A 26,242-nucleotide genomic window follows, 5' to 3' on the forward strand; every position below is an offset into this window, starting at 1 on the left:
TGCATCGTGCACAGGGGCGGAGCGTGGAACTCATCGAACGACAACATTTTTTGGGTGCCCCGGACTTTCGGGAGCAGGCACCCGTGATCAACTTCGTCCTTCCTTGCTACAACGAAGAAGAAGTGCTGCCGGAGACCGCCAGCCGGCTGGAACGTTTGCTGGAGGACCTGGAGTCTCAGCAACTGATTTCTCCCGCCAGTTCCATCTACTTCGTGGATGACGGCAGCCGGGACCGGACCTGGGCACTGATCGAGTCGCTGTCCGCCCGTTCCCCGAGGTTCTGCGGCATCAAGCTCAGCCGCAATCGAGGCCATCAGAATGCGCTGCTGTGCGGGCTGATGAGTGTCAATGGCGATGCCCTGATCAGCCTGGATGCGGACCTGCAGGACGACCTGGGCATCATTGCCGACATGGTGCGGGCCTTTCGCAATGGCCATGAGGTCGTGTATGCCGTGCGCCGGCGGCGCGACACCGACACCTTCTTCAAACGCTTCACCGCCGAGGGCTACTACAAGGTGCTGGCCGCCATGGGTGTCAAGCTGGTGTTCAACCATGCGGACTATCGCCTGATGGGCCGCCGTCCGCTGGAGGCGCTGCGTGGCTACCGGGAGCCTCACCTGTTCCTGCGTGGACTCGTGCCCTTGCTGGGCTATCGCAGCACGTCGGTGGAATTCGACCGGGCCGAGCGCTTTGCGGGCGAGTCCAAATATCCGCTGACCAAGATGCTGTCGCTCGCGTGGCAGGGCATCAGTTCCTTCACGCCTTATCCGCTGCGTTTGATCACCGGGGCGGGTGTGCTGGTGTCGCTGGTCAGCCTGAGCATGGCGCTGTGGGCCCTGGGGGTGCGCATCTTCACCGAGGACGCCTTGCCCGGCTGGGCCTCCACCGTGATCCCGATGTATTTCCTCGGTGGCATTCAACTGCTGGGGCTGGGGGTGATCGGGGAATATCTGGCCAAGGTGTTCGAATCGGGCAAGCAGCGGCCGCGTTATCAGGTGGAGAGCATCTGCGGAGCGTGGAGAGCGCCTTGACGGCGCGGCTGCGAGCCATGGGACGGTCGGTCGCATGGCACTGGCCGGCCTGGCTGCTGGGGGCGGTCGTGGGGCTGGCCTACTTCCTCAGCAGCCCGGTGGCCGGCGACTTCTGGTGGTTCGATGCATCACGACACGCGATGAACAGTGTGTTCGTGTATGACTTCTTCGCGCAGGGGGGCTGGAGGGATCCCATTCGCGCTGCCAAGGCCTATTACGACCAGTATCCCGGCATAAACATCGGCTTCTATCCTCCCTTCCTGTACCTGGTCACCGCGCCCCTGCTGGGTGTTTTCGGGGTGAGTCATGCGGTGTGCCAGGCCGTGGTGTCGGCCTTCGCTGCGCTCTGCGCCATGGCCGGATATGCCTGGACCCGTCCATTGCTGGGCCGAGCGGCGGCGTGTGCCTGCGGAGCGATGCTGGTGCTGGTGCCGGAGATGGCCTTGTGGGGACGCCAGGTGCAGTTGGATGTTCCGGCGGTGGCCCTGCTGCTGTGGGGTGTCTGGGCTCTGGCCAAATGGCTGGAGGCGCCGCGGAAGCGATGGCTCTGGCTGGCGGCCTTGCTGCTGGGGTGCGCCATGCTGACTCGTGTGCAGACCGTGCTGGCCTGGCCGCTGTGGCTCGGGGTGGTGGCGCTGCATCCGGTGGCGCGTGAGCAGCCCTGGCGACTGCGGCTGGGCGCGACGGCGCTGTATGGGCTGCTGTCGCTGCCCTCGGTCGCCGCCGCGCTGTATTTCGCGAAGGTGATGGGCAGCCTGGCTGGGCGCATGCCGGACATGCCGGCGCTCTGGTCGTGGGCCAACTGGGGCTGGTATGCGGCTCGCATGCCGGAGCAACTGGGCATTGCCGCCACGGCGCTGCTGGCGGTGGGGCTGGTAGTGCTGGTCGCGTGGGTCGCCGCCTCAGGTCAGGCGGCGTTGCGAGGCAGGACGGGCATGGCGCTGGTGCTGGGGCTGCTGGCCTGGCTGTTTTTCAGCGTGGTGTCCAACAAGGAGCCGCGTTTTGCATTGCCGGTCTTGCCATTTGCGATGCTCGCGTCGCTATTGGTCATCGGGCATGCAGCTGCAGCCTGGCCGGCGAGGCGTCTCGGTGCAATGGCAGGAGTCGGCGCGCAACACAGTGCCAACCTCACTGCATCACCTCTTGCATCAACCGCTGCATCACCGGCTGCATCAACGGCTGCACCAACGGCTGCATCAGCCAATGCACCACCCGCGACATCCATCGCCCCATCAACCACTGCATCGTCCACGGCGTCACTTGGCGCATCACCCATCGCAGTAGCAGCCGTGCTCGTGCTGTTCTCTGCCATGGTGGTCGAAGCGTGGGCCACGCATCGATGGACTGAAGTCCCTCGTGTCACCGGCCATCGCGAAGCCGCCATGCTGGCCGCCCAACTGGCGCCGCCCGATACCCGGGTGATGATCTCAGCCCATCGCGACGGCAATTTCATCTTCTCGCTGCGCACGCTGGGGCAGCGTCCCGACCTAGCCGTGCGACGCGCCGACAAGTTGCTGGTGGACATGACCATCATGCGCCAACTGGGCATCCAGGACCGTGGCCTGAACGACGCCGACATCCGTGCCTTGCTGGACCGCGAGCGTGTATCGGTGGTGGTCGCACAAAGCGCTTACCTGGCCGACCAGCCCTCGATGCAGGCGCTGGACCGGCTGCTGGCGTCCGGCTGCTGCTTCGAGCTGCGCCAGACCGTGCCCATCCAGGGCCAGCACCGGTCGGATGAGACCGCCTTGCGGGTGTACGTACGACGGCCCTGATGGCGCCAAGTTGTCCGCGAACATCTGGGCCTGCGCGTCCGCTCCACCGCCCGCACGTTTGTGTCCGCCCTGACACGATCCGCCATCCCTTTGTCTCCAACAGCCCTGAGCGCCAGACCCGGTCAAGAGACTTCGACTGTTTTCACCTTTCTTTACGGCGGCCCCATGGCCACCTAACCTGCTGCGCCGAGGATGACGTCATCAACACAGGAGATGTCATTCATGTTCAAGCGTTTCTCCCGTCCCCTCCAAGCCCTGGGTGTGGCGGCGGTCATGAGTGCGGCCGCGCTGGGCGTGCACGCCCAGTCCCGCCCCGACGCCCCTGCGGCTGCAGCGTCCGGTCCGATGGGCCACGGCCCCCGCATGCCCGGCGGCCCCGGCGGTCCTGGCATGCACGGCATGCCGGGTGAGGGCGGCCCGATGTTCCTCGGCGGTCGTCTGCTGAAGGACGTGGGCGCGTCCGAGGCCCAGCAAAAGCAGATCCGCGGCATCTTCGAGTCGGCCCGCAAGGACCTCAAGGCCCAGCACGAGCAGGGCCGCCAGTGGCACGACCAGATGGCCGCGCTGCTGAGCGCCCCGACGGTGGACGCCGCCGCCGTCGAGCAACTGCGCCAGCAGATGAATGCCCAGCATGAGGCCGAATCCAAGCGCATGACGCAGGCCATGGTCGATGCCGCCAACGTCCTGACCGCCGACCAGCGCGCCAAGCTCGGCGAGCTGATGAAGAAGCACAAGGCCCGCATGGAAGAGCGCCTGAAGCACATGCGCGATCGTGCCGGCCGGGGTGGTCCGCGCGGCGACGCGCCCATGGACGCACCGCCCCCGCCCAAGGGTCAATGAGTGAAGGAGTCGGCTATGCTTCAGACTTTTGATGATTCCGCAGCCCGACTGCAGGCCGAGCAAGCGGCCCGTCAGGCGGCTGCGGCGCAACGCCCCATGAATCCACGTCTGCTGTTGATCGACGACGACGCGCGTCTGACGGCAATGCTGGGCGACTACCTGAGCAGCGCCGGCTTCGATGTCAGCTTTGCCGGTTCCCTGGCGCAAGGCCGGGCCGAGCTGGAAGCGGGCCAGTATGAACTTCTCGTGCTGGACCTGATGCTTCCGGACGGCGATGGCCTGGAATTCTGCCGACAGCTGCGCAGCGACAAGCGCTGGCGTCGCCTGCCGGTGCTGATGCTCTCCGCCCGCGGGGAGCCGATGGACCGCATCCTCGGCCTCGAACTCGGCGCCGACGACTACCTGGCCAAGCCTTTTGAGCCCCGCGAACTGCAGGCCCGTGTGAAGGCGCTGCTGCGCCGCACCGAGCCGCAGGCGCTGGGCGACGAGGTGCTGCGTTTCGGCCGGCTGGAGATCGACCTGGCCGCCCGTCAGGTCCGCCTGGACGGCAACGCCTGCGACCTCACCAGCCATCAGTTCGACCTGCTGGTGGTGCTGGCCCAGAGCCCGGGCCGGGTGCTGTCCCGCGACCAGATCATGGATGCGCTCAAGGGCCATCCGCTGGAAGCCTTCGACCGTTCCATCGACGTGCACATCTCGCGCATCCGTTCGGTCATTGAAGACGACGCCAAGAATCCGCGCCGGGTGCTGACCGTGCGCGGGGCCGGTTATGTCTTCGCTCGCAAGCAGGACGCTGAAGGCCTGGAGTGAAAGCGCTTTACCTGCGCATCTACATCACCGTCGTGGTGGTGTTGCTGGCCTTCGCGCTGGGCTCGGCCTGGCTCTTCCAGGGGCGGATCGAGCAGGAGCGCGGCACCTTTGAGCAAGCCGCCTCCGAGCGGCTGGTGGCCATGGCGGTGCTGGTGCAGCGGGCGCTGCCACCGGCCACGGCGCCGACCCATGAGCAGTCCGAGGCGATCGAGGACTGGGGGCAGCGTCTGCGCATGGCGCTCGCGCTGGAAGACGCCCGCGGGCGCCGCGTCGGCGCGTCCCCGCTGTTCGAGCGGCGAGAGGATCTTCCCGGGTCGCGCATCCAGCGCATTCCGCTGGACGATGGCCGGCATCTGCTGTTTCTGAGAATCGCGCGTCCCCCGGGGACGTCCGGCCCGCTGCCGGGACCGGGACCGTTCCAGCCGGAGCAACGCCCCAGCGGTGCGCTGGCGGGCGGTGAACGGGACGGACGTGATGGACGCGAGATTAGGGATGGGCGTGATGCCCGCGAAGGCCGTGACAGCCGCGAAGGCCGTGACGCCCGCGGCGGTGGCGCCGGTGGTGGCAACTACCCGGGCGGCCCCTTCCGCGATGGAGCTGGCCCAAGCGACGGCAGCAACGCGGCCCGACAAGAGGGCGCCGCGTCGCCCTCTGCGGCGGCATCGGGTAACCGTCGAGATGCCCTGGCCGAGGTCGAGGCCACACGCCAGCGCATGATGGAGCGCCTGGAGCAGGAGCGCCGCGCTGAAAACAGCGGCTCCTGGTTCCCAGGCTGGATCCCGCGACCCAGCGGTGAAGCACTGGCCAGCCTGCTGGTGGTGCTCTTCCTGGCGGTGTCCGGCGGCGCCTATCCGGTGGTGCGTCGCCTGACGCGGCGTCTGGAGAGTCTGAAATCCGGCGTCGAGCAATTCGGCGGCGGCGACCTCGCCTTCCGTGTCCACGACCAGGGCAAGGATGAAATCGCCGCCCTGGCCGGCAGCTTCAACCGCGCGGCGGAAAAGATCCAGACGCTGGTGAGCTCCCACAAGAGCCTGCTGGCCAATGCCAGCCATGAGCTGCGCTCGCCGCTGGCCCGTTTGAAGATGGCCTTTGCGATGCTGGACGAGGCGTCGCCCGCGCAGCGCGTGCGGCTGCAGCAGGAAATCAACACCAACATCGGCGAGCTCGATGCGCTGGTGGAAGAAGTGTTGCTGGCCAGCCGGCTGGAGGGCGGGGCGCAGAGCCTGCGCATCGAGCCGGTGGACCTGCTGGGCATTGCCGCAGAAGAAGCCGCCCGCACCGGTGCGGAGGTGGAAGCGGAAGCGGGGCTGGAGCAGCTTCAACTGCGCGGCGACGACCGTTTGCTGCGTCGGGCCCTTCGCAATCTGCTGGAAAACGCACGTCGTTATGGCGGGCCGCAGGTCGAGGTCAAGCTGCGCCGCGTCGGCACGGCCCATGTGGAGGTGCAGGTCTGCGACCGGGGGCCGGGGGTGCCCGAATCCCAGCGGGAGCGCATCTTCGAAGCCTTCTACCGCATGCCCGGCCACGCCGAGGTGTCAGGCGGGGTGGGGCTGGGCCTGAATCTGGTCAAGCAGATCGCGCTGGCCCACAGCGGCACTGTGCGCTGTGAAGGCCGGGAGGGCGGCGGCAGCTGCTTTGCGATTCGACTGCCGCTGGTGCCGACCGAGACGGCATGAGGTTGTGGAGGTCGGCCGCGTACCGACCCGTGGCCCGCGCAGGCCGCCCTAAGCGCCCTAAGCGCCCTAAGCGCCCTAAGCGCCCTAAGCGCCCTAAGCGCCCTAAGCGTCCCCGCGCGCCGCATTCGCCCCATGCGCCCGGGGCGCGGGCTCGCGCCGCCAGCGCGCCAGGGCCATCACCCCTGCCGCGCCGCACAGCATCAGCCACAGGGTGGCGGGCTCAGGCACCGGCGTCGGCGGCAGGGCGTTGGCGTAGTTGATCCCCGAGTCGTTGAACGCGGTGATGTCCGTCAGCAAGGCCCCGCTGCTGTCGCGCACTTCCACGATGCCGCCCCAATAGAACGTGCTGGAATAGTCGGCGTTGAAGGCCGACCACCCCGCCATGCTGCCCACTTCGGTGTAGTTCGCCACCCTCGAATTGCCTTGCAGCGTGGAAGACCAGGAAAAGCTCAGCGGGTTGCCGAGGATGAATCGCGCCGAGAGGGTGTCTCCCCAGATGGGACGGTCGTGATAGCTGCCGCCGTAGTGCCAGCGTAGCTCCGACTGGAACATGCCGGTGCCCACTGGCTGGGTGGGATCATTGGCATCGGTCGCGTTCATGAAGAAGCTGCTGGAGACTGCCGAGTAGGCCGAGAAGTCCGCATCCGCACGGTCCGGGGTGGTCACCAGGCGGCCGTCAACCGCCGCGGTGCCCTCCGCCCGCACACGAAAGGTCACGGTGGCCTCGGTGCCGGCGACGCAGGTCGGGCAACTGACCATAAAGCTGTCGTACAGGCTGGCAGTTGCTTCGGCATAGGCCGACACCTCGCCCACGGGTCCCGCGCCGTCGAGCGTCGCGCCGCCGAAGGTGCGCAATTGCATGTGGCCGTAGCCGACCGTACCCACCGCGGTGGCCCAGGCGCTCCCGGCCAGGCCGCCCGACTGGCGGTCCAGCGCGACGTGGGACGAGACGCTGCCAGGCCGGTCCAGGGATTGGGTAGGAGGCCACTGATGCTCGTCGAACACGGAGGCTGTGGCCGTGGTGGACACGGTGGTGATCGCGGCTTGTGCCGCCACGTCGGTGCTGACCAGCCCGAAGCACAGGGGGACGAGGAGGGGAAGGGCGGCCGCTTGTCGACGCATGTCGCAAGGAATGAACGTCATGAAGGGCTCCCGCCAGGGGGACGCACCTGGACGTGGCTCAACCCTAGTCGATGCGGGGCAGTGCGTGTGTCGGCGATTTCTGCTTCATAGGGGGTGGCGAGGTGTGGCCCGCCCCCCCTCAGCCCTTGAGCTGCGTGCGGTGCACCCAGGCGAGCAGGGCACTGAGGCCCAGCGCCGCAGCCACCAGACCGGCGGAGGCCGCGCTCCAGAAGCCCATCGCGCCCTGCATGAAGGTGGGCAGGGCCACGGCATGGTCGCCAAAGGCCAGCCAGTAGCCGCCGCCCAGCCCCAGCCCCCAGATGGCCAGCGCATAGATGACCATCGGGGCCGTCGCAATGTGATGGGCCCGCAGCACGAAAGCGGACACGGTCTGCCCGGCGTCCGCCACGTGGAAGATCCACACCCAGCCCAGCAGCGGCAGGGCCGCGGCGATGATGGCGGTGTCCCGTGTATACAGCCCCAGCACCTGTTCGCGCAGGCTGAAGATCAGTGCCCCCAGCACGAAGGCGATGCCCACCGCCAGTTCCAGTCCGTGCCAGCCCAACCGCCGGGCGCCGGCCGCATCGCGCGCGCCCAGGGCCTGCGCCACCAGCGTGCTGCTGGCATTGGCCAGCGCCAGCGGCATCATGAACATCATGGCCACCAGGTTGGCCGCCAGTTGATGCCCCGCCACGGCAGTGCTGCCGATGCGCGCGATGAAGATGGCCATGAAGGTGAAGCCGGTCACCTCGATCAGCACCGACGCGCCCATCGGCACGCCCAGCTTCACCAGCCGCGCCAGCGTGGCCCGGCGAGGGCGGTGCAGCCCGCCGCGCGCGAAGCCGAAGCCGCTGTAGAACGGGTCCCGGCGCAGGACCACCAGCGCCAGCAGCAACTGGCTCCACATGACGATGGCCGTGGCCATTGCGCAGCCCACTGCTCCCAGCGCCGGCACCGTCACCGGCCCCAGGCTGAAGCCGCCGATCAACAGCGCGCTGGCCGGAAACTTCAGCAGCAGTCCGCCGATCTGCAGCGCCATCACCGCCTTGGGCCGTGACACCGCCGTATTGAAACCTCGGTAGGCAGTGAAGAGCAGGGCGGCCGGCAGCGCAATGCCCAGCGTGCGCAAATAGGCGCTGACCTTGGCCGCGATCTCCGGGCTCGCATGCGAGATGGCCAGGAAGGGCTGCGGGAACCACAGCACCAGCTCCCCGACCGCCGCCAGCATCAAGGCCAGCCACGCCGCCTGATGCAGGCTGTCCCCGGCTTCGGCCATGCGCTTGGCGCCGAACAACTGGCCCGCCACCGGTGAGATCGCCAGCACCACGCCCATCAGCCCCACGAACACCGAGGTATAGACGGCCGACCCCACGGCCAGCGCCGCCAGGTCCAGCGAGGAATGGCGCGCCACGAGCAGGGTGTCGATGGTCGAGTAGGCCAGCACGGCCAGTTGGCCGATGAAGACCGGCCAGGCCAGCGGAAGGATCTGCCGCAGGCTCTGCAGGCGATGGTTCAAGAACGCTCCCCGCGCGAAGGCTCCCCGCGCGCCGTGCCCGGCGTGCCCGGCGTGCCGGCCGCCGCCTTTGCAGTCGCCTCCAGCGCCCGTTCCGAATAGCGGTTGAAGCGCCAGGCCGTGCCCTCCAGCGTGATGCGTCGCCAGGTGGCGCGTTTCTCACCCGGCGTCAGCACCGGCCAGTTCTGCACTTCGTCGAAGGTGCGGCCGCAGCCCTTGCACAGCTCATCGCCCTGGCTGGTGGAGCAGATGGCGATGCAAGGCGCGTCCGGTGTGGTGTCGTACCAGGCCAGCCAGGCCTGGTGGGCCGCCGGCGGCATGCTGTCTTCGTCGCACAGGGTCTCGTGGTGGTAGACCATCAGCGCATAGACCTCGGCCAGGGCACGGAGTTCCGGTCCCAGATGGATGCCGTCGCCCGGGTCACGGGCGCGCCACCAGTTGATGGCGGATTCAATGTCGGTGATGTGGAGGCCGGCCATGGGGAACTGCAGTGAGAACAACAACAAAAGGGATCGGGATCAGTACGCCAGGCCGATGGCCGACCGTACTTCGCGCAAGGTCTTCCGAGCCACGGCACGGGCACGTTCGGTGCCGACTTCCACGATCCAGTGGACCTTCTTCGGATCGGCCAGCAATTCCTCCGCCCGGGCACGCCAGGGCGCCTGCTCCCGCTGGATGGCCTCGATCAGCGGCTGCTTGCAGTCCAGGCAACCGATGCCCGCACTGCGGCAGCCGTCGGCGGCCCACTGGCGGGTGGCCTCGTCGGTGTAGACCTGATGCAGCGGCCAGACCGGGCACCGGGTGGGTTCGCCCGGATCATGGCGTCGCACCCGCTGGGGATCGGTGGGCATCTGCCGCACCTTCTGCTCGACGACCTCCGGCGCATCCCGCATGGCGATGGCGTTGCCGTAGGTCTTGCTCATCTTGCGGCCGTCCAGGCCAGGCAGGCGGGCGGTGTCGCTGAGCAGGGCCTGGGGCTCGGGCAGCAGCGGCGCGTACAGGTGGTTGAAGCGGCGCGCGACCTCCCGCGTCACTTCCACGTGCGGGGCCTGGTCTTCTCCCACCGGCACGAAGGCGGCCTTGTAGATGAGGATGTCGGCCGCCTGCAGCAGCGGATAGCCCAGGAAGCCGAAGGTGGCCAGCTCGCGGTTCTCGGCGACGGCGTCCTTGTAGCTGGGCATGCGCTCCAGCCAGCTGGACGGCGTGCTCATGGCCAGCAGGGTGAACAGCTCCGCATGTTCGGGCATGCGGCTCTGGATGAAGAGGGTGGCTTGTTCCGGGTCGATGCCGGCGGCGAGCCAGTCCACGACCATGTCGTAGACGCTTTGCTCCAGGCCTTCCCGGTGCTCATAGTGGGTGGTGAGTGCATGCCAGTCGGCCACGAAGAAGAAGCAGTCGTGGGTGGACTGGAGCTGGACCCAGCTCTTGAGCGCACCGTGATAGTGACCCAGGTGCAGGGCGCCGGTCGGGCGCATGCCGGACAGCACCCGCGCACGGCCGCCGCTGGGCGCAAGGCCCAGGGCCGATGCCGAGGCGGACGCCGCGGCAGCGCCAGGCGGGATGGCGGGCGACGATGGGGCCGGCACGGCGGTTGTCGAAGGGGCGGGCCCGCTGGGGGCCGAGGAGGTGGGGTTCGTGTTCATGGGCAGGCGGCGGATTGTAGGCAGGCCGCTCCGGGCACGCCTGTCCAGGCTCATTGTCCGTGGTCCGCCGCTACACTGCCGCCCCATGAAGAACATCGTGATCCTGATCTCCGGCCGTGGTTCCAACATGGAGGCCATCGTCAAGGCCTGCGCGGCGGAGCAGTGGCCCGCCCGCATCGCGGCGGTGATCAGCAACCGTCCGGACGCCGGCGGCCTGGCCTTTGCCCAGTCGCACGGCATCCCGACCGCCGTGGTGGACCACAAGGCCTTCGGCCGTGGGGACGAGGCCCGTGCCGCCTTTGATGCCGAACTGCAGCGGGTGATCGACGGCTTCTCGCCCGACCTGGTGGTCCTGGCCGGCTTCATGCGCATCCTGACGGCGGGCTTCACCGGCCACTATGAAGGCCGCATGCTCAACATCCATCCGTCCCTGCTGCCGGCCTTCACCGGGCTGCATACGCATCAGCGGGCGATCGAGTCCGGCTGCCGCGTGGCGGGCGCGACCGTGCATTTCGTCACCGCGGAGCTGGACCATGGCCCCATCGTGGCCCAGGCCGTCGTGCCGGTGCTGGACGGGGATGACGAAGCCACGCTGGGCCAGCGGGTGCTCCAGCAGGAACACCGCATGTACCCGAGCGCCGTGCGCTGGTTCGTGGAAGGGGCGCTGCAGATCGACGGTGCTGCTGTGCGCCATCGCGGCGGACAGTCCCAGCTGTTCAGCTGAGCAGGCTGGCCAGCAGGTTGATGGACAGCGCCAGCACCACCGTGTTGAAGGCGAAGGACAGCACCGCCTGCACCAGCACGAGCCGGCGGATGGGACGGGCACTGACCATGACGTCCGAGGTCTGCGACGTGGCGGCCAGCGTCACCGAGAAATAGAGGAAGTCGGTGTAGTCCGGTTGTGCCTCGTCGCCGGGGAACTCCAGGCCGTGAGGCGCTTTCGGGCCGCTGTGAAAGAGGCTGGCATAGGCCAGGGCGAATTCCACCGGCAGCAGCAGCCAGGACCCGGTGACCGTACCCAGCGCCACCAGCAGATGCGGCCACCCGTGGGCCACGCCCCCCGCTTGCCGCACCTGCGCCAGCTCCAGCGCCAGCGCCGCCAGACTGACCAGCGCCCCGATCATCGCCAGGCCCAGCACCGTCGGCATGCCTTCGGCAATCGCGCGGGCCTGTTGCTGCACGGCCTCGGCCGGCGTGCGCAGCATCATCTGCAGCACCAGCAGCAGATACACCCAGACGCCGCAGCTCCAGCCGATCAGCAACTGGGTGGAGCGCGGCATGTCGGCGGCCCAGGGCAGGGCGGCGGCCAGCACCGCGCCCAGCGCGGCGCCGATCAGCAGGCGAGGGCGACGGCGAAGTTGATGCAGCAGCGGCATGGGCCTGACTCCGTCGCCGATGTCAGTCGCCGATGCGCACGAAACGCTGCACCGTGCGGCCCTCCACCTCCAGCGTCCCGAAGAACATGCCATGCGGACGCACCCACAGGCCGGTGCTGTTGTACAGCGGGGTGTAGAGCACCAGCGCTTCCAGGGTTTCGCTGTGGCGCACCACGCCGTGGACCTGGTAGTCCTGGCCCTTGTAATGGCGGTAGCGGCCGGGCGGGGTGGGAGGCAGGGGCAGGAGGTCGTCGTCGTGGCTCATGACATCTGAACGGGTAGAGAAATCGGAAAAGGGTCGCGGGCTGAGATAATTTGCGGATGCATCCTAATGCCCTCCTCGAACTCTGCGCCGAACTTGTCGACAGCCTGATGCTGTTCGATGCGCCGGCGGACTCCCTGGTCTCCTCGTTTTTCCGTCAGCACAAGGCGCTGGGTCAGCGCGAGCGTCATACGCTGGCCGAAACCGCCTACGCCGTGCTGCGCAACCGTCTGCTGTTCCAGCATCTGGCCCAGTCCGGCCGTGGGCCGATGTCCCGCCGCCTGGCCATCCTGGGCTGGGAGGGCAATGAAGCCTTCCTGCGCGGCGCCTTGAATGACCAGGAGCAGCACTGGCTCCAGCAGGTCCAGTCGGTGGACAAGCGCCAGTTGCCGGAGCGGCTGCGCCACAACCTGCCGGACTGGCTGGCTGAGCCGCTGCACAAGCGGCTGGGGGACGAGCAGTTCTGGGCCCTGGCCAGCGCGCTGAATGAAGGCGCGCCGCTGGACCTGCGGGTCAACCTGCTCAAGGCCCGCCGTGAAGAGGTGCAGGCCGCCCTGGAGGCCAAGGGGTTCAAGTCGACCCCGACCCCGTACTCCCCGTGGGGCCTGCGACTCGAAGGCAAGCCGGCACTGCAGAAGCTGGACGTTTTCACCAGCGGCCAGGTCGAGGTGCAGGACGAGGGCAGCCAGTTGCTGTCCCTGCTGACCGAAGCCAAGCGGGGCGAGATGGTGGTGGATTTCTGCGCGGGCGCCGGCGGCAAGACCCTGGCACTGGGCGCTGCGATGCGCAACACCGGCCGTCTGTATGCGTTCGACGTGTCCGGCCACCGCCTGGACAAGCTCAAGCCACGTCTGGCCCGCAGCGGCCTGTCCAACGTCTATCCGGTGCAGCTCACGACCGAGCGGGACGACCGCGTCAAGCGCCTGGCCGGCAAGGTCGATCGGGTGCTGGTGGACGCACCGTGCTCGGGCCTGGGCACCCTGCGCCGCAACCCCGACCTCAAGTGGCGCCAGTCGCCGCAAGGCCTGCAGGAGCTGCAAGCCAAGCAGCTGGCCATCCTGAACAGCGCCTCCCGCATGCTCAAGTCGGGGGGGCGTCTGGTGTACGCCACCTGCAGCCTGCTGGATGAGGAAAATGAAGCGGTGGCGCACGCGTTTTCCGAAGCCCATCCCGACTTCGTCCTGCAACCCGTGCAGGACATCCTGACCCATGCGCAAGTGCCGGCAGAGCGGGCCGAGACCCTCTGCGAGAACGGATACCTGCGCCTGTGGCCCCACAGGCACCACAGCGACGGCTTCTTCGCCGCGGTCTGGACCCGCAAGTAAGCGGCACGGGCGAATCGTTTTTGACCCGGATCGGCGGGCGCAGACCGGTATTTTTTGACGTCTGGCGCCCCGCGTGCCGGCGTCTTGGCGTGTACGCCTACCGAAGTCATCAAAGACCGGGGTTTATTGGGTTAGATCAAGGACCGGATCTAGGGAGCCTCGCCTACAATCGAGGCTCCCGTGTACAACTGGCTCTTGATGAGCAGGGTTAGGACCGAATGAACGTATTGATGAATGTGCATGACGCCCTCGTGAACTGGCTGGCCTATGGCCTGCTGGACGCGAGCTGGTGGCAGATCCTCGCCTACACGCTGGTGGTGACCCATATCACCATCGCGGCCGTGACGATCTTTTTGCACCGTGCCCAGGCCCACCGCGCGCTGGATCTGGGACCCATCCCGTCGCACTTCTTCCGTTTCTGGCTCTGGATGACCACCGGCATGGTCACCCGCGAGTGGGTGGCCATCCACCGCAAGCACCACGCCAAGTGCGAGACTGAAGAAGACCCGCACAGCCCGGTCACCCGCGGCATCAAGACCGTGATGACCCGCGGCGCCGAGCTGTATCGCTCGGAAGCCAAGAACGACGAAACCATCAAGAAGTTCAGCCACGGCGTGCCGGACGACTGGATGGAACGCAACGTCTACAGCCGTCACTCGGTGCTGGGCGTGGCCTCGATGATGATCATCAACCTGGCGCTGTTCGGCATCATCGGCATGTCCATCTGGGCCATCCAGATGGCGTGGATCCCGTTCTGGGCCGCCGGCGTGATCAACGGCGTGGGCCACTACTGGGGCTATCGCAACTTCGAAGCGCAGGACGCCTCCACCAATGTCTCGCCCTGGGGCCTGATCATTGGCGGTGAAGAGTTGCACAACAACCACCACACCTACCCGACGTCTGCCAAGTTCTCGGTCAAGCCTTTCGAATTCGACATCGGCTGGGGTTACATCCGCGCCATGGAGATGATCGGCTGGGCCAAGGTCCGCAAGACCGCTCCGCAGATGCGCACCGGTGAACTGAAGGCCGTGGCCGACAAGGACACGCTGGAAGCCATCATTGCCAACCGCTACGAAGTCATGGCGCGTTATGCCCGTGAACTGCGCGGCGCGTGCAAGGAAGAGGTCCGCAAGCTCAAGGCCGCCGGTGAACAGCACAGCGTGAAGTTCCACCAGTTCAAGCTGGCTACCCGCTGGCTGCACCGCGACGCCGAAAAGATCCCGACCGCCTACCAGGCCCAGATCGACGGCGCCCGCGCCGCGAGCCCGGTGCTGGACAAGCTGGTCACCATGCGCGAAGAACTGCGTCAGCTCTGGACGCGGACCAACGTGTCCGCCGAGCAACTGGTGCACGACCTGCAAGCCTGGTGCCGAAAGGCCGAGGAAAGCGGCATTGCCGAACTGCGCGCCTTCGCACTGAGCCTGCGCACCGTTCGCGTCTGACCCTCCGAGTCTGATCTTCAGGCATCGCGCTCTCCGCGCGGTCCTCACTCCCCGAAAAGGGCACCTCTCGCAGGTGCCCTTTTTCTTTGGGTCTTCGAGGGGGGTCATGACTTGCACAAGGCATGGATCGCTTCACTCACACCTCCTCATGCCGTGGAAGAAATCTCACCCGCGGCCAAAAATCCGTCGCTTCGGCCCAGGGCCGACCAATGGACCAACCAAGCGACGCGGGCCCCGGGAGCCATCAATCGAGGAGTCGATGTGGAGTTTGCTTTCACGCTGAAATATCAACTGTCAAAGGAGGACGGTCACCAGAGCGAGCTTGTGGAACGGCTGATGGATACCGGGTGCGGCGATGCCCTGATCCGCCACAGTCCACCGGGCCGTCTCTCACTCGCATTCCATCGCAACGCCGCCTCGGCGGACGAGGCGCTCATCGGCGCGCTGCGGGACATCCGGCAGTCCCTGCCCACGGCCCGGCTCATCGAAGCGGGCCCCGACCTGGTTGGCCTGACCGACGTGGCTGAACTGGTGGGCGTCACCCGTCAGAACATGCGCAAGCTGATGCTGACGCACATCGCCAGCTTTCCACCGCCGGTGCATGAGGGCAATGCCTCGTCGGTCTGGCACCTGTCGCACGTTCTGAGCTGGATGGCCTCGCGCGGCGGATATCTGCTGAACCCGTCGGTGGTGGGCATGTCCCGGTCGGCGATGCAGGTCAACCTGATCAAGGAGCAGCAGCATCTCGATCCACTGGGTGAGGCGCGGCTGAAGGCCTTGATCTTCTAGGTGACCTTCCAGGACAGGCCTCGCAGGCTGACGCAGTGGCATGATGACGAGTGTCTCGCCTCCTGGGCTTCTTGCTCGTGTCCACCGTGCCATCGTCCCCGCTGAAGACTCGTTCCCGGTCCGCCGCATCGCCCGTGTCCGCGAAGGCTGCGGCACCGACACCGACACCGACACCGACATCGCGAGCGGCCGCTGCCGCGGCGTCTTCAACGACATCTTCAGTGACACCTTCAGCGACACCTTCAGCGACACCGGGCCCTGAACTGTCCCCCGCTCAGCAGGCCTGCCGGCACACCAGCCAGCAGGGCATCGACGCATTTGTAGACGGCTTGTGGATCGAGGAGGGCCTGTCCAAGAACTCCCAACTGGCCTATCGACGCGATCTGCAATTGCTGGCGGACTGGCTGGCCACGCAGGACCGCACGCTGGACCAGACGCGGGAGGTGGACCTGATGGCCTACGCCCATGCGCGTCACGATCAAAGCAAAACCAGTTCGGCCAATCGGCGTCTGTCGGTGTTCAAGCGCTACTTCCGATGGGCCCTGCGTGAATCCCGCATGCAGGCGGACCCGACACTCAAGCTCACCGCCGCCCGTGCCCCGCTGCGAGTGCCGCGCACCCTGTCGCAGGAGCAGGTGGAGGCCCTGCTGTCCGCTCCGGATGTCGGCACGGCGCAGGGGCTGCGGGACCGGGCCATGCTGGAGCTGATGTACGCCAGCGGCTTGCGGGTGACGGAACTGGTGACCCTCAAGAGCGTGCATGTCGGACTGCGCGAAGCGGTGTTGCGGGTCACCGGCAAGGGCAACAAGGAGCGACTGGTGCCGTTTGGCGAAGAGGCCCACCTGTGGTTGCTGCGCTACCTGCGCGAAGCCCGGCCCGAACTGCTGCGCACCCAGTCGACCGACGACCTGTTCCTCACCAAGTTCGGCACTGGCATGGCGCGTGAGACCTTCTGGCGGCTGGTCAAGAAATATGCCGTGGTGGCGGGCATCACCAGTCCGCTGTCGCCGCACACCTTGCGGCATGCATTCGCCACGCATCTGCTCAATCACGGGGCGGATCTGCGTGCGGTGCAACTGCTGCTGGGCCATGCCGACCTGTCCACCACGCAGATCTACACCCATGTGGCCCGAGAGCGGCTGAAGGTCCTGCACGCGACGCATCACCCGCGCGGTTGACGGATTTGGAGTGACGGAACCCGGCGCGAGACGGGCGACACCAAGGAATGTCGTCACTCGAGCTGTGTCATGTATTCCCTTCAAACCTTCTCGGCCTGGCCCGCCACGATGGGCAGCCCGCTTCCCGGCTTCCAGGGTGCCGGGGAGAGCAGGGTGCCGGCCCCCGTTGCGCCCTCGTATGCCTACAGTCCCGCCGTGGCGCTCCAGGCCCAGTACGCGCTGCCCATGCCTGAGGGCAGGGACGCGGCCCTGGCGGGCTACCGTTTTTCCAGTGCGGATCCCCAGCTCCCTGCGCCGCAACTGATGGCATTGCCTCGCGCGGACATCGGGCCGGAGGGCCATGGGGAGACGCTGCGTTTCCTGTGCTCCCTGCACCAGGAAGGCCGCACGGATCTTGCGGTGGTCTCTGGCCATTCGCGACAGGCCCTGCCCAGCCTCATCGCCGAACTGCAGGGCGGAGCGTCCCGCGAGTTCCTGGCGTCCGGCATGAAGGGGGCTGTCTGGGTCGAGCAGCATGAAGGCGAAGACTGCCTGGTGTTCGACCTGCAAAACGAGCATGGCTTCTCCGCCACCCATATGGTGCGTCTGCACCAGATCGACCTGACCGACTCAACGGCGCGTGTGCTGGACCAGATGACGCAGCTCGATGAGTCGGTGCGCCGGCATCAACGGCAGGCGCAGGCGGACGCACCGGCAGAACGACCGGGCCAGACCGCCCCGGGCCATGCACGGCCGGCCGGAGGGCTGGCCTTGGCCTGTGCGGACGGCGCCACCGAGGCGGGCGCGGCCCTGACCCTGCTGGACGCCTGCCAGCGGCATCGCCAGACGATGGAAACCTTCAACGGTCAGACCGAGGCCACCCTGGAGCAGGCCCAGCGGCTCGCCGAAAAGGCCGTGGACCGCCGCAGCTATGAGCAACAGCGCCTGTTCCTCCAGAAGCAGGGGCAGGAGTGGCAAGGTCAGACCTTCGCGAGTGGCAGCTATGAGGCGGTGTCGGCCGGCCTGGAATTGCTGCGCAAGCGCGCGGCCGAGGAGCTGTCCCCGTGGATGCTGGATGGCGCGGGCACCGCCGCCGATGGCGCACACGATGCCGCCCGCAGTGCCGTGTCGAACGGCTGGGGCGGGCCCGCAGGAGGGGCGTCCTTTGCCGCACCCGGTGCAGGCTCGACGGGACAGGGCACGGGACCAGGGCTTGTCGCTGACGACGGGCGTCCGGAGGTCCCGCCACCGCGCCTGATGCCTCGTCGGCCGCCTCACGGAGATGTCGCGGCGGCCCGGGCCACTGCTGCGACCCATCAGCCGCTGCCCAACGTCAGCGCGACGACGCGCGCAGAGCGTTCCGATGCCTTCGCTGCCACGGCCAGCACCGCAGCCACAGCCAGCACCGCGTCCACGGCAGGCACAGCAGTCGCGACAAGCACAGCGGCCACGGAAAGCATAGCAACCACAGCAGAGCCTCCTGTCAACGAAGTGGCACTGGCACCTGCCCCGCCCATGGCAGGGCCGGGTCGTCGCCCACCCCCTCCGCCGCCACCAGCGCCGCCGCTGCCTCCTTCTCGGCCATCTGCGCTGGCATCCGCACCTCCACCCGCACTGCCACCAAGGGGCACAGCGGCGCGTGAACCCTCTGTCCAGGACGATTCGGCACAAGGCCGTTCTCCTGCGGATGCACCTGCTCGCAAGAAGCGTCCGGCACCGCTGCCTCCCAGTCAGTCTGCCGACCCATCATCGCGCCCCGCAGGGTCTGAGCGTGCTGCACAGGAGACTTCGGCCCAGCACCAGCCGCCAGCGGACACGCTGCAGCGGAAGCGGAAACCGGCACCGCCACCGCCCAACACGCCTGCGGCGACGGCCTCTCGCCGGTCTGAGGAGACCGCGCCGAAGACACCGCCCAAGGCATCTCCTGACACGCGTCCCCACGACGCCCCCACGTCGAGGGCCCCTTCGGCCGCCACAGACGCTCCCGCCAGGAAGACCCAGCCTGCCGACCCCCACGCGGCGGACGTTGTCAAGAAGGGCCGCAAGGTCCACTTTGGCGACGCGCCGCTCACCGGCCCGACGGTGCGCCACAAGGGGAACACCGCCGGCCCCCTGCCGCCCAAATCCATCCTCCTGAACAGCGAAAAGCGGCCGCTGCCGCCCGATCCCAAGGGCATTCCCAGCGTTCCCAGTCTGAAGGACCTGGGCGTGACCGACCCAACGCCCGCACAGCGCAAGTCCCGTGACGCAGCGCAGAAGGAGGAGCTCGACCTCGACCGTCTTGCCGAACAATTGCTCACCGGCGAGAGTCCAGCCCTCGGAAAGTCCGGCGAACCGCTCACGCCTTTCGAGGAGCGCAACTTCAACACCTTGCACGGGACGATGGGCCCGGACACTCCGAGCCTGTTCACCGATGGGGCCGACGACTGGGACCCCAGCCTGCCCCCGGCGCCACCTCCCTACGCGCCGATGTTTGAAGAATTCAAGAGGCAGGACAATGTGGTTGCCATGGCCAGGGCCGTGCAGGCGCTGAAGGCCGGGATCGCCGAGCAGGGCGGTACCCAGCAGGCGCTGCGTGCCTCCATGGACCGAGTCGTTGGCATGCTGGCCGAGCCGCCAGCATCGAACACGGCGCGCTTCCTTCGCCTCTTTTCCCGAGACAAGGCCACCGTCGAGAAGTCCATCAAACTCCAGGACGAAGTGCTGACCCAGCTCTGGTTCCACGTCTCCGACCTGCACGAGCAGTTCCAGGCGTCCGACCCCGCCATGTCCGCCCCGGCCTATGCCAAGGAGCGACAGGCTTTCGTGGACGCACAACTGACGCAAGCGCTGCGAGCCAGCCTGGCCGACGCAGACCCTGCCGCACAGGCGCGTGCGCTCAAACGAATGGCCAACGGCAACGACCCCATCTGGCGTGAATTGCAGTCGTCCACCGGCCCCAGGGCGCCGCATCAAACCCGCGGCAGCGGCCTGGATACGATCACGACGATGGTGCGCAGCGCAGGGGAGGTGCAGAAGACCCTGCTTCGTGTCGTCAGTGCAGAGGCGCGCAACCGTACAACCACCGCCGCCTGACCGACGGTCAAGCCACCGGAAACCCAACCGGCGGCTTGATCTCTTCCAGGCAGATCATCGACCTTACGTCCGCCACGCCGTCCAGTTGCATCAGCTTGTCCGTCAGGAAGGTGGACAAGCCCTTGAGGTTGCTGGCCGCCACCTTGAGCAGATAGTCGCAGTCACCCGACACCGTGTGGCATTCCAGGATTTCCGGAAAGTCCCGGATCAGGGACTCGATCTCTCGCACCCTGGCGAAGGCTTGCGCGGTGATGTTCAGGCTGACGTAGGCCACCACATCCAGCCCCAGCGACTGCGGCGCCACATCCGCGCGGTAGCCGCGCAGAACCCCCCGTTCCTCCAGCGCCCGGACCCGCCGGAAACACTGCGGCGCGGACAGATGCACCTGGCTGGCCAGATCCACATTGGAAATCCGTCCGTCGCGCTGGAGGATGTCCAGGATCTTTCGGTCGATGGCATCTAGGCCGGTCTTCTCGTTCATGGGGGGCGGGTCCGCTCACATTTTTGAGCGATTTTAGTGAAACTGACGCAGGAACGTTTCGCCCACGACCCACATCCGGCGCCGACCGCGCCGCCATCAGGGACAATCGCGCCCATGGATCACAGTTTTCTCTCCGCCCTCATTCTGCTCCTGCTGGTGCTGGACCCCCTCGGCAGCCTGCCCATCTTCATCCCCATCATGCGTGCGGTGCCCAAGGAACGCCGCATCAAGGTGGCCCTGCGTGAAGTGGGCATCGCCTTTGGCGTGCTGCTGGTGTTCATGTTCCTGGGCGACAGCTTCCTGCGCCTGATGCACCTGTCCGAGCGGTCGCTGGAAGTGGCGGGCGGCGTGATCCTGATCATCATCGCCATCCGCATGATCTTCAGCCATGCCGGCGACAGCGCCTACGGGGTGGACACCGGTCGTGAGCCGCTGATTTTCCCGCTCGCAGTGCCGCTGCTGGCCGGTCCGTCGGCCATGGCGACCGTGCTGCTGCTGGCTTCTCGTCAGCCGGACCGGATCATGGAATGGATTGGTGCGCTGTTCACCGCCATGCTCATTTCCTTCCTGGCGCTCATCCTGGCGGACCGAATCCGCAAGCTGCTGGGCGACTCGGTGGTGTCCGCGCTGGAAAAACTGATGGGCCTGGTGCTGACCGCCATCGCCGTGGAAATGATCCTGGCCGGTTTGAAGCGCTACTTCGTCGGCGGCCTGTGAGAGGCGTTCTCTTCCGGCACGCTTTCCTCCAGCGCCTTGACCCGTGCCGGCGAGCGGGCCCACTCCTGCGCGGTCATCTCGTAGAAGACGCCTTCCTCGTCGTCCCACCGCTCCAGGCCCCGAAAGCGCATGCCCAGCCGCTGCATCACCTGGGCCGACGCGAGGTTGTCCTTGGCGCACACCGCCTCGATCACCGGCATGGACAGCTGGTCCATCGCAAATCGCGCCATGCGCCGGGCCGCTTCGGACGCCAGTCCTTGCCCCCAGTGGTCCCGACGCAGTCGCCAGCCGATTTCCGGTAGGGTGGACCGGGGCGCAAAGGTGGGCTGGATGCATCCGGCGCCCACCAACTGGCCGCTGCTGCGGTCAAAAAAACTCCACCAGGAATAGCCGTATTGCTGCCAGCGCGCCTTGACCCGGTCGATGGAGGCCTGCGTCTCCGCCAGCGACTGCGGCTTGCCGCCCAAATACCGCATGACCTCGATGTCGCTGTTCATCGCGTTCAATCCGGCGAGATGATCGTCCTCAAAGGGAACGAGATGCAAACGGGGGGTGAGGAGAGATGTCATGCGCCCACTCTACGTCGCGCGTCATTCGGGTGTCGAGACATACCCGTCGCCTGACCCGGCGTCAGCCGCTTCGATCGGCGCACCGCGCGCGACGGTGTCCCTGCGCTCGCGGGGTGGCGCCTGTGCCACGCGCTGACCGCTGGTGACAAACGGGGAGTTCCGCTTCAGCCGCATCGGGCCTATGCTCCCTCGGAAAGGGGGCGGCGCGTGGCTTGCTCCTGTGCTGCAATCAGGATTCCAACGGCAAGGCGGGCAGTGGCATGTCTCAAGCGTTGATCAAAGGGCCCAAGGCCTGGTTGAACCGGCTCCGCCGTCACTGGCAGTCACGCGGTGGCGACGCGCCGCCACAGGCCCCGGCCAGTCCGCCCGCCGATGAAGCCCCCCTGATGGAGGCCCTGCGCCGTGAGGCAGCCCGCGCCCAGCGCCATGGGCATGACGGTGCCTTGCTGCTGCTGGAGCTGGACCCGTGGCTGCGGCTGCAGCATCAATGGGGCAGCGACTGCGTGCAGGCACTGGACCAGCGCCTGACCCAGCTGGTGCAGCAGCAACTGCGCGGTGGGGACTGGCTGCTGCCGCTGCCGCACGGCGTATGGGCCGTCTACCTGCCGTGCACCGATCCGCTCGGCGCGCTGGATGCGGCGGACCGGCTGCGCCACCGAGTCTCCATGCTCGACTACCGCTGGTCCGGCCAGGCCCTGCCGCTCAGTGCCAGCCTCGGGCTGGCCCATTGGCAGGACTGGAAACGCGAACCGCAGCAGGGCGCCGACCAACTGCTGCAGCAGGCTCGCCAGGCCCTGGCCATGGCCCGCGGTGCCGGCTGCAACTGTGTGCGGGCCTATGCCGTCACGCCGTCGGGTCGTAATCGCTACAGCGGCACCCGACCGGCATAACCGGTCATCTCCAGATAGCCCCAGCCTCGCAGCGTGCCGGCGTCGTCCAGCACGCGCACAACGCCCTCCCAGTACAGGAAGCCGGTGGTGCGCCGTGCGTCGACTTCCTGCGTCTCCAACATCGCCTCGATCCGGAAGACGCCCTTGGGCGTGCGAACCCGCCACTGCACCGGATACCGGCTCAGGCTGGTCGGACTGCTCCAGTAGGCCAGCGGCTCGAACAGCAACTGGCCTTCCAGATTCTGCTGCCCGCCCGTCGCCGACCGCCAGGTGCCGCCGGTCCAGAGCGTGCTGCCGTCGCGGCGGCGCATCTGGAACAGCATCAGCGCGGAGCCGTCCAGCAGGTTCAGGCCCAGCCAGTCCCAGCCGACGGCGCGGCTGGACGAATCGTCACTGCCGCTGCCCAGGTAGGCCTGGCTCCATTCATGGTCCAGCCAGCACTGGGCCTGGACGGCCTGCGGCGTCTGGCCGTCTACCGCCAACTGGCCCTGACCGGAGAGTTGCGGTTCGCTCACATAACGGCTGGCCTGCTCCGGCTGCGGCCCCTTCTGCGACCAACCCTCGCGGCCTTGCAGCAGCGGCGGCAGGGGCGCGTCCAGCGTCAGCGACAGCGCCACATTGGCCGGCTGGCTGCGGAAGGCCAGGCGGTAACGGCTCAAGCCTTGCGGTCCTGGGCTGCGAACCAGCCACCAATCTCCCAGCCGCACGCGGGTGTCCGTCTCGTCGGTGAAGGCATTGGCAAAGCCCTGCCGCAGCAGGTGCTGGTCATGATGCATCCGGCGCCGCGCCAGGTCGGTCACGGCCACATGGGCCAGCATGATCTGGCTGGGCGCGAAACGGCTGTCCAGCGGACGGTCCAGTTCACGCCGGACGCGGAAGAAGGTGAGCTGGAAGCCATAGGCGGGAGGCTCGGCCAGGTCCTGGGCCGGGCGGCTCCGGCCAGCGCCTGTCCCCGCCGGCCGCAGTACGCCGGTGACGTACCACCATTCCACCTGCGTCTCGGGATGCGACCCATGGTCCCGCGGAAACACCAAGGGAGCGCGGGACAGGGTCAACGCCGCACCGGAAGGCTTCGCTGGCGTGCCACGAGACGCGTTGCCCCCGGCTGGGGCCGCCTGCACCGCATCCGCCAGCGCGGCTCCGCCAGCCCCCACCGTCAGCAGCCGTGCGCCCAGCCCCATCATCCACGGACGTCGTCCGATCATCACCAGTCCTCCCGCACCGCGCGCAGCGCTTCACCCTGACGCGATCCCAGCGCCCGGGCCGCCGCCACCGCGGCCGTGATGCAGGTGGCCGCCAGGCTCGCCAGCAGCAGTTCCGCCACCCGGGTCCACGGCACCTGCCAGTCCATGCTCCAGTGAAAACTCTGCGGATTGAGCCGGAACACCAGCACCGCGCTGATCGCCAGTCCCACCAGCAGCCCCATCAACGCGCCCGCCAGCCCCTGGATCAGTGTTTCGCCCAGCACCAGCCGTCGCAGCATCGCCCGGGTCAGCCCCAGATGCATCAGCAGACCGAATTCCCGTCGGCGCGCCAGCAACTGCGCCGACAGGCTGGCGGCCACGCCGAACAGACCGAGTCCCAAACCCACCGCCTGCAGCCAGTAGGTGATGGCAAAACTCCGGTCGAACACCGCCAGCGAAAACCGCCGCAATTCACCGGCCGAGGCCATTTCCACCGACTCCGGCGACGACGCCAGTTGACGCAGCCCGGACTGCACCGCCTGGAGATCCGCCTGCGGCGACAACCACAGCGCCAGCTCCGTGAGCGTGCCGTCGCCGCTGACCCGCTGCCAGTCCGCCCGCTCCACCAGCACGGCGGACGACTGCCGGCTGTAATCCCGCCAGATGCCGCGCACGCTGGCGGGCAAGTCCCGGCCGGCGACCTGCAGGGTGAATCGCGCCCCGGGCGCCAGGCCCAGCGCATCCCGCATGGCTTCGTTGATGTAGACGCCCAGCGCATCCGGCGGCGCGTCCACGGTCTTGCCTTGCAGCGGCAGGCGGTGATCCAGTGGGCGTGCCAGCAAGGTGGCGCGGTCCCGGCGTCCATCCTGCAGTCGCAGGCCGATCTCGCGCGTGCGCTGGGCTTCGACCCGCGTGACGCCGGGCAGGGCGGCGGCCTTGTCCGCTAGCGCCGGATCGAGCGGTCGCGCCTGCTCGGCGGTGTCGCGTGCGGTCTGGCGCAGGTAGAGGTCGGCCGGCAGCATCTGCATCAGCCATTGATCCAGCGAGAGCCGGAAGCTGGCGATCATCACCAGCATCGCCACCGCCAGGGCCAGGGCCACCAGCACGCCGGCAATCAGCCGTCCGGCTTCGCCGGCCTGGTCACGGGCCCGCTCCACCGCCAGCAGGGGCAGGGCGCTGCCGGCGGCGCGTCGGCGCATCAACCCGGTGATCAGCCGCAGCAGCCAAGGCACGCTGCCCAGCGCGCCCAGCAGCAGAAAGACCATCGCGCCATAGGCGCCCAGCGGAAGCTCCGCCACCGGCGGCAATGCGGCCAGCGGCAGCGACAGCAGCAGCAAGGCGGGCCCCAGCAGCCACCAGCGCCGGTCCGGCGCGCTGCTGCCCAGGCCCTTGAGCACCTGGGCGGCCGGCAGCCGACGAAGGCGCGCCAGCGGCAGGGCCGCAGCGCCCAGGCTCACCACCGGTCCCAGCAGCAGCAGGCCGAGGATGGAGGCGGTGGATGTTTGAAGCACCGGCGGCGCCCCCGACAAACCCATCATGCCGCTGCCCAGGTCCCCGCCCAATTGGCGCAGGCCCAGCTCGGCCAGGCCCAAGGCCAGCAGCAGGCCCAGGACCGCCCCCGCCAGACCCAGCAGCAGCGCCTCCCCCAGCAGCAGGCCCAGACGCTGGCGGGCACTCATGCCCAGCACGCCCAGCAAGGCCAGTTGCGGCAGGCGCTGCGCCACCGACAGGCTGTGCACCGCAAACACCATGAAGGCCCCCACAAACAGGGCCATCAACGACAACACGCCCAGGTTGAGCCGGTAGGCCTGCGTGAGCCGCCGTGCATCATCGGCCTGCTGGCGGGCCTGGTCTTGCGGGGCGACTGCGACGATGCCCTCCGGCCATGCGGTGGGCACCGCTTGGCCAGGCCCCATGCGCAGCAGGATGGCGTCCAGCTCGCCCGGACGCTGCAGCAGCGCCTGCGCCCAGGCCACGTCCATGATCAGCACTGCCTGGTTCGCGTCCGGCACCGTGCCGGCCACGGTCACCGGGACCTGCCCGGCGGGCAGGTCCATCTGCAGCGTCGCGGGCGCTGTCAGCTGCAATTGCCGCAGCGCGGCCTCGCTGATCAGCACGGCCGGTCCGCCCAGCGCATCGGCCAGGCGCTGGCTGTCGCCGCGTGGCAGCCATTGCGGATGGAAGCTGCCCATCTGCAACAGGTCCAGGCCCAGCAGCCGCAGTCGCACCCAGCGACCCTCGGCGCTCCGCACCTGCACGCTGCCTTGCAGCTTGGGCGCCAGGGCGGCGATGTCCTGGCGCTCTGCCAGTTGGGCATAGACCGCTTCCGTCAGGCCCGGCGCACCGGGGCTGGCCTGCAACTGCAGATCGGCCTGAGCGCTGCTCTGGCGAGCAGCCTGCTCGAACTGAGCCAGCGCCGAGCCGTTGATCCAGTGCACCGCGCCGGCCAAGGCCAGCCCCAGTGCAATCGTCAGCAGCGCAGCCAACTGGCGGCCCCATTGCTGACGCAGCGCCGGCCAGGACAACTGCCACCACCAGCCCCAGGCCTGTTGGAGGGCACGCATG

At 67.9% G+C, this 26,242-nt stretch carries 24 protein-coding genes; 14 read left to right on the forward strand and 10 right to left on the reverse strand.

The genetic code is table 11. The annotated features are described in order from the left end of the window. Positions 1-83: 83 nt before the first annotated feature. The 5 genes from DES44_RS06270 (at position 84) to DES44_RS25515 (ending at position 6,132) form a co-directional block, all read left to right on the forward strand. A complete protein-coding gene (locus DES44_RS06270; protein WP_058937493.1) occupies positions 84-1,031 on the forward strand; it encodes a glycosyltransferase family 2 protein in 948 nt (315 codons plus the stop codon). Next, positions 1,016-2,806: an ArnT family glycosyltransferase gene (locus DES44_RS06275; protein ID WP_147306984.1), complete on the forward strand. Its 1,791-nt coding sequence runs from the start codon at positions 1,016-1,018 to the stop codon at positions 2,804-2,806. Before DES44_RS06270 ends, DES44_RS06275 begins: the two co-directional genes overlap by 16 nt. Before the next feature lie 222 nt (positions 2,807-3,028). Further along, complete coding sequence (locus DES44_RS06280; RefSeq protein ID WP_170156614.1) at positions 3,029-3,646, forward strand: Spy/CpxP family protein refolding chaperone; 618 nt, start codon at positions 3,029-3,031, stop codon at positions 3,644-3,646. A 96-nt stretch (positions 3,647-3,742) separates the two neighbouring features. Further along, complete coding sequence (locus DES44_RS06290) at positions 3,743-4,456, forward strand: response regulator (RefSeq protein ID WP_058937492.1); 714 nt, start codon at positions 3,743-3,745, stop codon at positions 4,454-4,456. Continuing rightward, positions 4,453-6,132 carry a sensor histidine kinase gene (locus DES44_RS25515; protein WP_058935732.1) on the forward strand — a complete coding sequence of 560 codons (1,680 nt, stop codon included), beginning with the start codon at positions 4,453-4,455 and terminating at the stop codon, positions 6,130-6,132. The genes DES44_RS06290 and DES44_RS25515 overlap by 4 nt, the downstream gene beginning before the upstream one ends. Positions 6,133-6,234: 102 nt before the next feature. On the opposite strand, the gene DES44_RS06300 is transcribed toward DES44_RS25515, so the two are convergent. From DES44_RS06300 to trpS, 4 genes are all read right to left on the reverse strand, one after another. Next, positions 6,235-7,275 carry a PEP-CTERM sorting domain-containing protein gene (locus tag DES44_RS06300; RefSeq protein ID WP_083525696.1) on the reverse strand — a complete coding sequence of 347 codons (1,041 nt, stop codon included), beginning with the start codon at positions 7,273-7,275 and terminating at the stop codon, positions 6,235-6,237. Positions 7,276-7,393: 118 nt separating this feature from the next. Next, complete coding sequence (locus DES44_RS06305; RefSeq protein WP_058935730.1) at positions 7,394-8,770, reverse strand: MATE family efflux transporter; 1,377 nt, start codon at positions 8,768-8,770, stop codon at positions 7,394-7,396. Further along, a complete protein-coding gene (locus DES44_RS06310) occupies positions 8,767-9,246 on the reverse strand; it encodes a DUF3717 domain-containing protein (RefSeq protein WP_058935729.1) in 480 nt (159 codons plus the stop codon). Before DES44_RS06310 ends, DES44_RS06305 begins: the two co-directional genes overlap by 4 nt. A gap of 39 nt (positions 9,247-9,285) precedes the next feature. Next, positions 9,286-10,410 (reverse strand): tryptophan--tRNA ligase, encoded by a 1,125-nt coding sequence (trpS, locus tag DES44_RS06315; RefSeq protein WP_083525695.1) that lies wholly within the window; start codon positions 10,408-10,410, stop codon positions 9,286-9,288. An 85-nt stretch (positions 10,411-10,495) separates the two neighbouring features. Between trpS and purN the strand changes: the two genes are divergently transcribed. Beyond that, positions 10,496-11,134: a phosphoribosylglycinamide formyltransferase gene (gene purN, locus DES44_RS06320; RefSeq protein ID WP_058935728.1), complete on the forward strand. Its 639-nt coding sequence runs from the start codon at positions 10,496-10,498 to the stop codon at positions 11,132-11,134. Here purN and DES44_RS06325 read toward each other — a convergent pair. Then, positions 11,127-11,786 carry a DUF1345 domain-containing protein gene (locus DES44_RS06325; protein ID WP_058935727.1) on the reverse strand — a complete coding sequence of 220 codons (660 nt, stop codon included), beginning with the start codon at positions 11,784-11,786 and terminating at the stop codon, positions 11,127-11,129. The two genes, purN and DES44_RS06325, sit on opposite strands and share 8 nt — an antisense overlap. Positions 11,787-11,808: 22 nt before the next feature. Continuing rightward, positions 11,809-12,051 carry a DUF1653 domain-containing protein gene (locus DES44_RS06330; protein ID WP_058935726.1) on the reverse strand — a complete coding sequence of 81 codons (243 nt, stop codon included), beginning with the start codon at positions 12,049-12,051 and terminating at the stop codon, positions 11,809-11,811. Between the two features lie 56 nt (positions 12,052-12,107). On the opposite strand from DES44_RS06330, the gene DES44_RS06335 reads away from it, so the two are divergent. The 6 genes from DES44_RS06335 (at position 12,108) to DES44_RS06360 (ending at position 19,836) form a co-directional block, all read left to right on the forward strand. Next, positions 12,108-13,373 carry an RsmB/NOP family class I SAM-dependent RNA methyltransferase gene (locus tag DES44_RS06335; RefSeq protein WP_058935725.1) on the forward strand — a complete coding sequence of 422 codons (1,266 nt, stop codon included), beginning with the start codon at positions 12,108-12,110 and terminating at the stop codon, positions 13,371-13,373. 218 nt (positions 13,374-13,591) lie between these two features. Then, complete coding sequence (locus DES44_RS06340; RefSeq protein WP_116001342.1) at positions 13,592-14,815, forward strand: DesA family fatty acid desaturase; 1,224 nt, start codon at positions 13,592-13,594, stop codon at positions 14,813-14,815. 261 nt (positions 14,816-15,076) lie between these two features. Next, positions 15,077-15,604, forward strand: coding sequence for a helix-turn-helix transcriptional regulator (locus DES44_RS06345; protein WP_058935723.1), 528 nt, complete (start codon positions 15,077-15,079; stop codon positions 15,602-15,604). A 40-nt stretch (positions 15,605-15,644) separates the two neighbouring features. Continuing rightward, positions 15,645-15,866, forward strand: coding sequence for a hypothetical protein (locus tag DES44_RS06350; RefSeq protein ID WP_058935722.1), 222 nt, complete (start codon positions 15,645-15,647; stop codon positions 15,864-15,866). A gap of 1 nt (position 15,867) precedes the next feature. Next, complete coding sequence (gene xerD / locus DES44_RS06355) at positions 15,868-16,782, forward strand: site-specific tyrosine recombinase XerD (RefSeq protein WP_058937490.1); 915 nt, start codon at positions 15,868-15,870, stop codon at positions 16,780-16,782. A 69-nt stretch (positions 16,783-16,851) separates the two neighbouring features. Beyond that, the gene (locus tag DES44_RS06360; protein ID WP_058935721.1) at positions 16,852-19,836 is read left to right on the forward strand and encodes a hypothetical protein; all 2,985 of its coding nucleotides are present in this window, start codon (positions 16,852-16,854) and stop codon (positions 19,834-19,836) included. Between the two features lie 7 nt (positions 19,837-19,843). On the opposite strand, the gene DES44_RS06365 is transcribed toward DES44_RS06360, so the two are convergent. Then, the gene (locus DES44_RS06365; RefSeq protein ID WP_058935720.1) at positions 19,844-20,317 is read right to left on the reverse strand and encodes an Lrp/AsnC family transcriptional regulator; all 474 of its coding nucleotides are present in this window, start codon (positions 20,315-20,317) and stop codon (positions 19,844-19,846) included. Positions 20,318-20,431: 114 nt separating this feature from the next. Here DES44_RS06365 and DES44_RS06370 point away from each other — a divergent pair, with 114 nt between their 5' ends. After that, positions 20,432-21,034, forward strand: coding sequence for a MarC family protein (locus DES44_RS06370; protein ID WP_058935719.1), 603 nt, complete (start codon positions 20,432-20,434; stop codon positions 21,032-21,034). Here the strand turns inward: DES44_RS06370 and DES44_RS06375 are convergent. Beyond that, positions 21,013-21,603: a GNAT family N-acetyltransferase gene (locus DES44_RS06375; protein WP_083525692.1), complete on the reverse strand. Its 591-nt coding sequence runs from the start codon at positions 21,601-21,603 to the stop codon at positions 21,013-21,015. The genes DES44_RS06370 and DES44_RS06375 overlap by 22 nt on opposite strands. Positions 21,604-21,863: 260 nt before the next feature. Here DES44_RS06375 and DES44_RS06380 point away from each other — a divergent pair, with 260 nt between their 5' ends. After that, positions 21,864-22,493, forward strand: coding sequence for a GGDEF domain-containing protein (locus DES44_RS06380; RefSeq protein ID WP_147306985.1), 630 nt, complete (start codon positions 21,864-21,866; stop codon positions 22,491-22,493). Here DES44_RS06380 and DES44_RS06385 read toward each other — a convergent pair. Beyond that, positions 22,469-23,698, reverse strand: coding sequence for a lipocalin-like domain-containing protein (locus DES44_RS06385; RefSeq protein ID WP_232309802.1), 1,230 nt, complete (start codon positions 23,696-23,698; stop codon positions 22,469-22,471). The genes DES44_RS06380 and DES44_RS06385 overlap by 25 nt on opposite strands. Continuing rightward, positions 23,698-26,241, reverse strand: a complete 2,544-nt coding sequence (locus DES44_RS06390; RefSeq protein ID WP_058935716.1) for an ABC transporter permease — start codon at positions 26,239-26,241, stop codon at positions 23,698-23,700. Before DES44_RS06390 ends, DES44_RS06385 begins: the two co-directional genes overlap by 1 nt. Position 26,242 lies beyond the last annotated feature (1 nt).

Origin of the sequence: Roseateles depolymerans, from assembly GCF_003387155.1 — a bacterium.
Taxonomy (GTDB): domain Bacteria; phylum Pseudomonadota; class Gammaproteobacteria; order Burkholderiales; family Burkholderiaceae_C; genus Roseateles; species Roseateles depolymerans.

Excerpts from the sequence above, each read along its gene's own strand:
- DES44_RS06280 (WP_170156614.1), top strand. The coding sequence starts at position 3,029 with ATGTTCAAGCGTTTCTCCCGTCCCCTCCAAGCCCTGGGTGTGGCGGCG.
- DES44_RS06290 (WP_058937492.1), top strand. The coding sequence starts at position 3,743 with ATGAATCCACGTCTGCTGTTGATCGACGACGACGCGCGTCTGACGGCA.
- DES44_RS06300 (WP_083525696.1), bottom strand. The coding sequence starts at position 7,275 with ATGACGTTCATTCCTTGCGACATGCGTCGACAAGCGGCCGCCCTTCCC.
- DES44_RS06310 (WP_058935729.1), bottom strand. The coding sequence starts at position 9,246 with ATGGCCGGCCTCCACATCACCGACATTGAATCCGCCATCAACTGGTGG.
- trpS (WP_083525695.1), bottom strand. The coding sequence starts at position 10,410 with ATGAACACGAACCCCACCTCCTCGGCCCCCAGCGGGCCCGCCCCTTCG.
- purN (WP_058935728.1), top strand. The coding sequence starts at position 10,496 with ATGAAGAACATCGTGATCCTGATCTCCGGCCGTGGTTCCAACATGGAG.
- DES44_RS06325 (WP_058935727.1), bottom strand. The coding sequence starts at position 11,786 with ATGCCGCTGCTGCATCAACTTCGCCGTCGCCCTCGCCTGCTGATCGGC.
- DES44_RS06330 (WP_058935726.1), bottom strand. The coding sequence starts at position 12,051 with ATGAGCCACGACGACGACCTCCTGCCCCTGCCTCCCACCCCGCCCGGC.
- DES44_RS06335 (WP_058935725.1), top strand. The coding sequence starts at position 12,108 with ATGCATCCTAATGCCCTCCTCGAACTCTGCGCCGAACTTGTCGACAGC.
- DES44_RS06340 (WP_116001342.1), top strand. The coding sequence starts at position 13,592 with ATGAACGTATTGATGAATGTGCATGACGCCCTCGTGAACTGGCTGGCC.
- DES44_RS06350 (WP_058935722.1), top strand. The coding sequence starts at position 15,645 with ATGATGACGAGTGTCTCGCCTCCTGGGCTTCTTGCTCGTGTCCACCGT.
- DES44_RS06360 (WP_058935721.1), top strand. The coding sequence starts at position 16,852 with ATGTATTCCCTTCAAACCTTCTCGGCCTGGCCCGCCACGATGGGCAGC.
- DES44_RS06365 (WP_058935720.1), bottom strand. The coding sequence starts at position 20,317 with ATGAACGAGAAGACCGGCCTAGATGCCATCGACCGAAAGATCCTGGAC.
- DES44_RS06370 (WP_058935719.1), top strand. The coding sequence starts at position 20,432 with ATGGATCACAGTTTTCTCTCCGCCCTCATTCTGCTCCTGCTGGTGCTG.
- DES44_RS06375 (WP_083525692.1), bottom strand. The coding sequence starts at position 21,603 with ATGACATCTCTCCTCACCCCCCGTTTGCATCTCGTTCCCTTTGAGGAC.
- DES44_RS06380 (WP_147306985.1), top strand. The coding sequence starts at position 21,864 with ATGTCTCAAGCGTTGATCAAAGGGCCCAAGGCCTGGTTGAACCGGCTC.
- DES44_RS06385 (WP_232309802.1), bottom strand. The coding sequence starts at position 23,698 with ATGATCGGACGACGTCCGTGGATGATGGGGCTGGGCGCACGGCTGCTG.
- DES44_RS06390 (WP_058935716.1), bottom strand. The coding sequence starts at position 26,241 with ATGCGTGCCCTCCAACAGGCCTGGGGCTGGTGGTGGCAGTTGTCCTGG.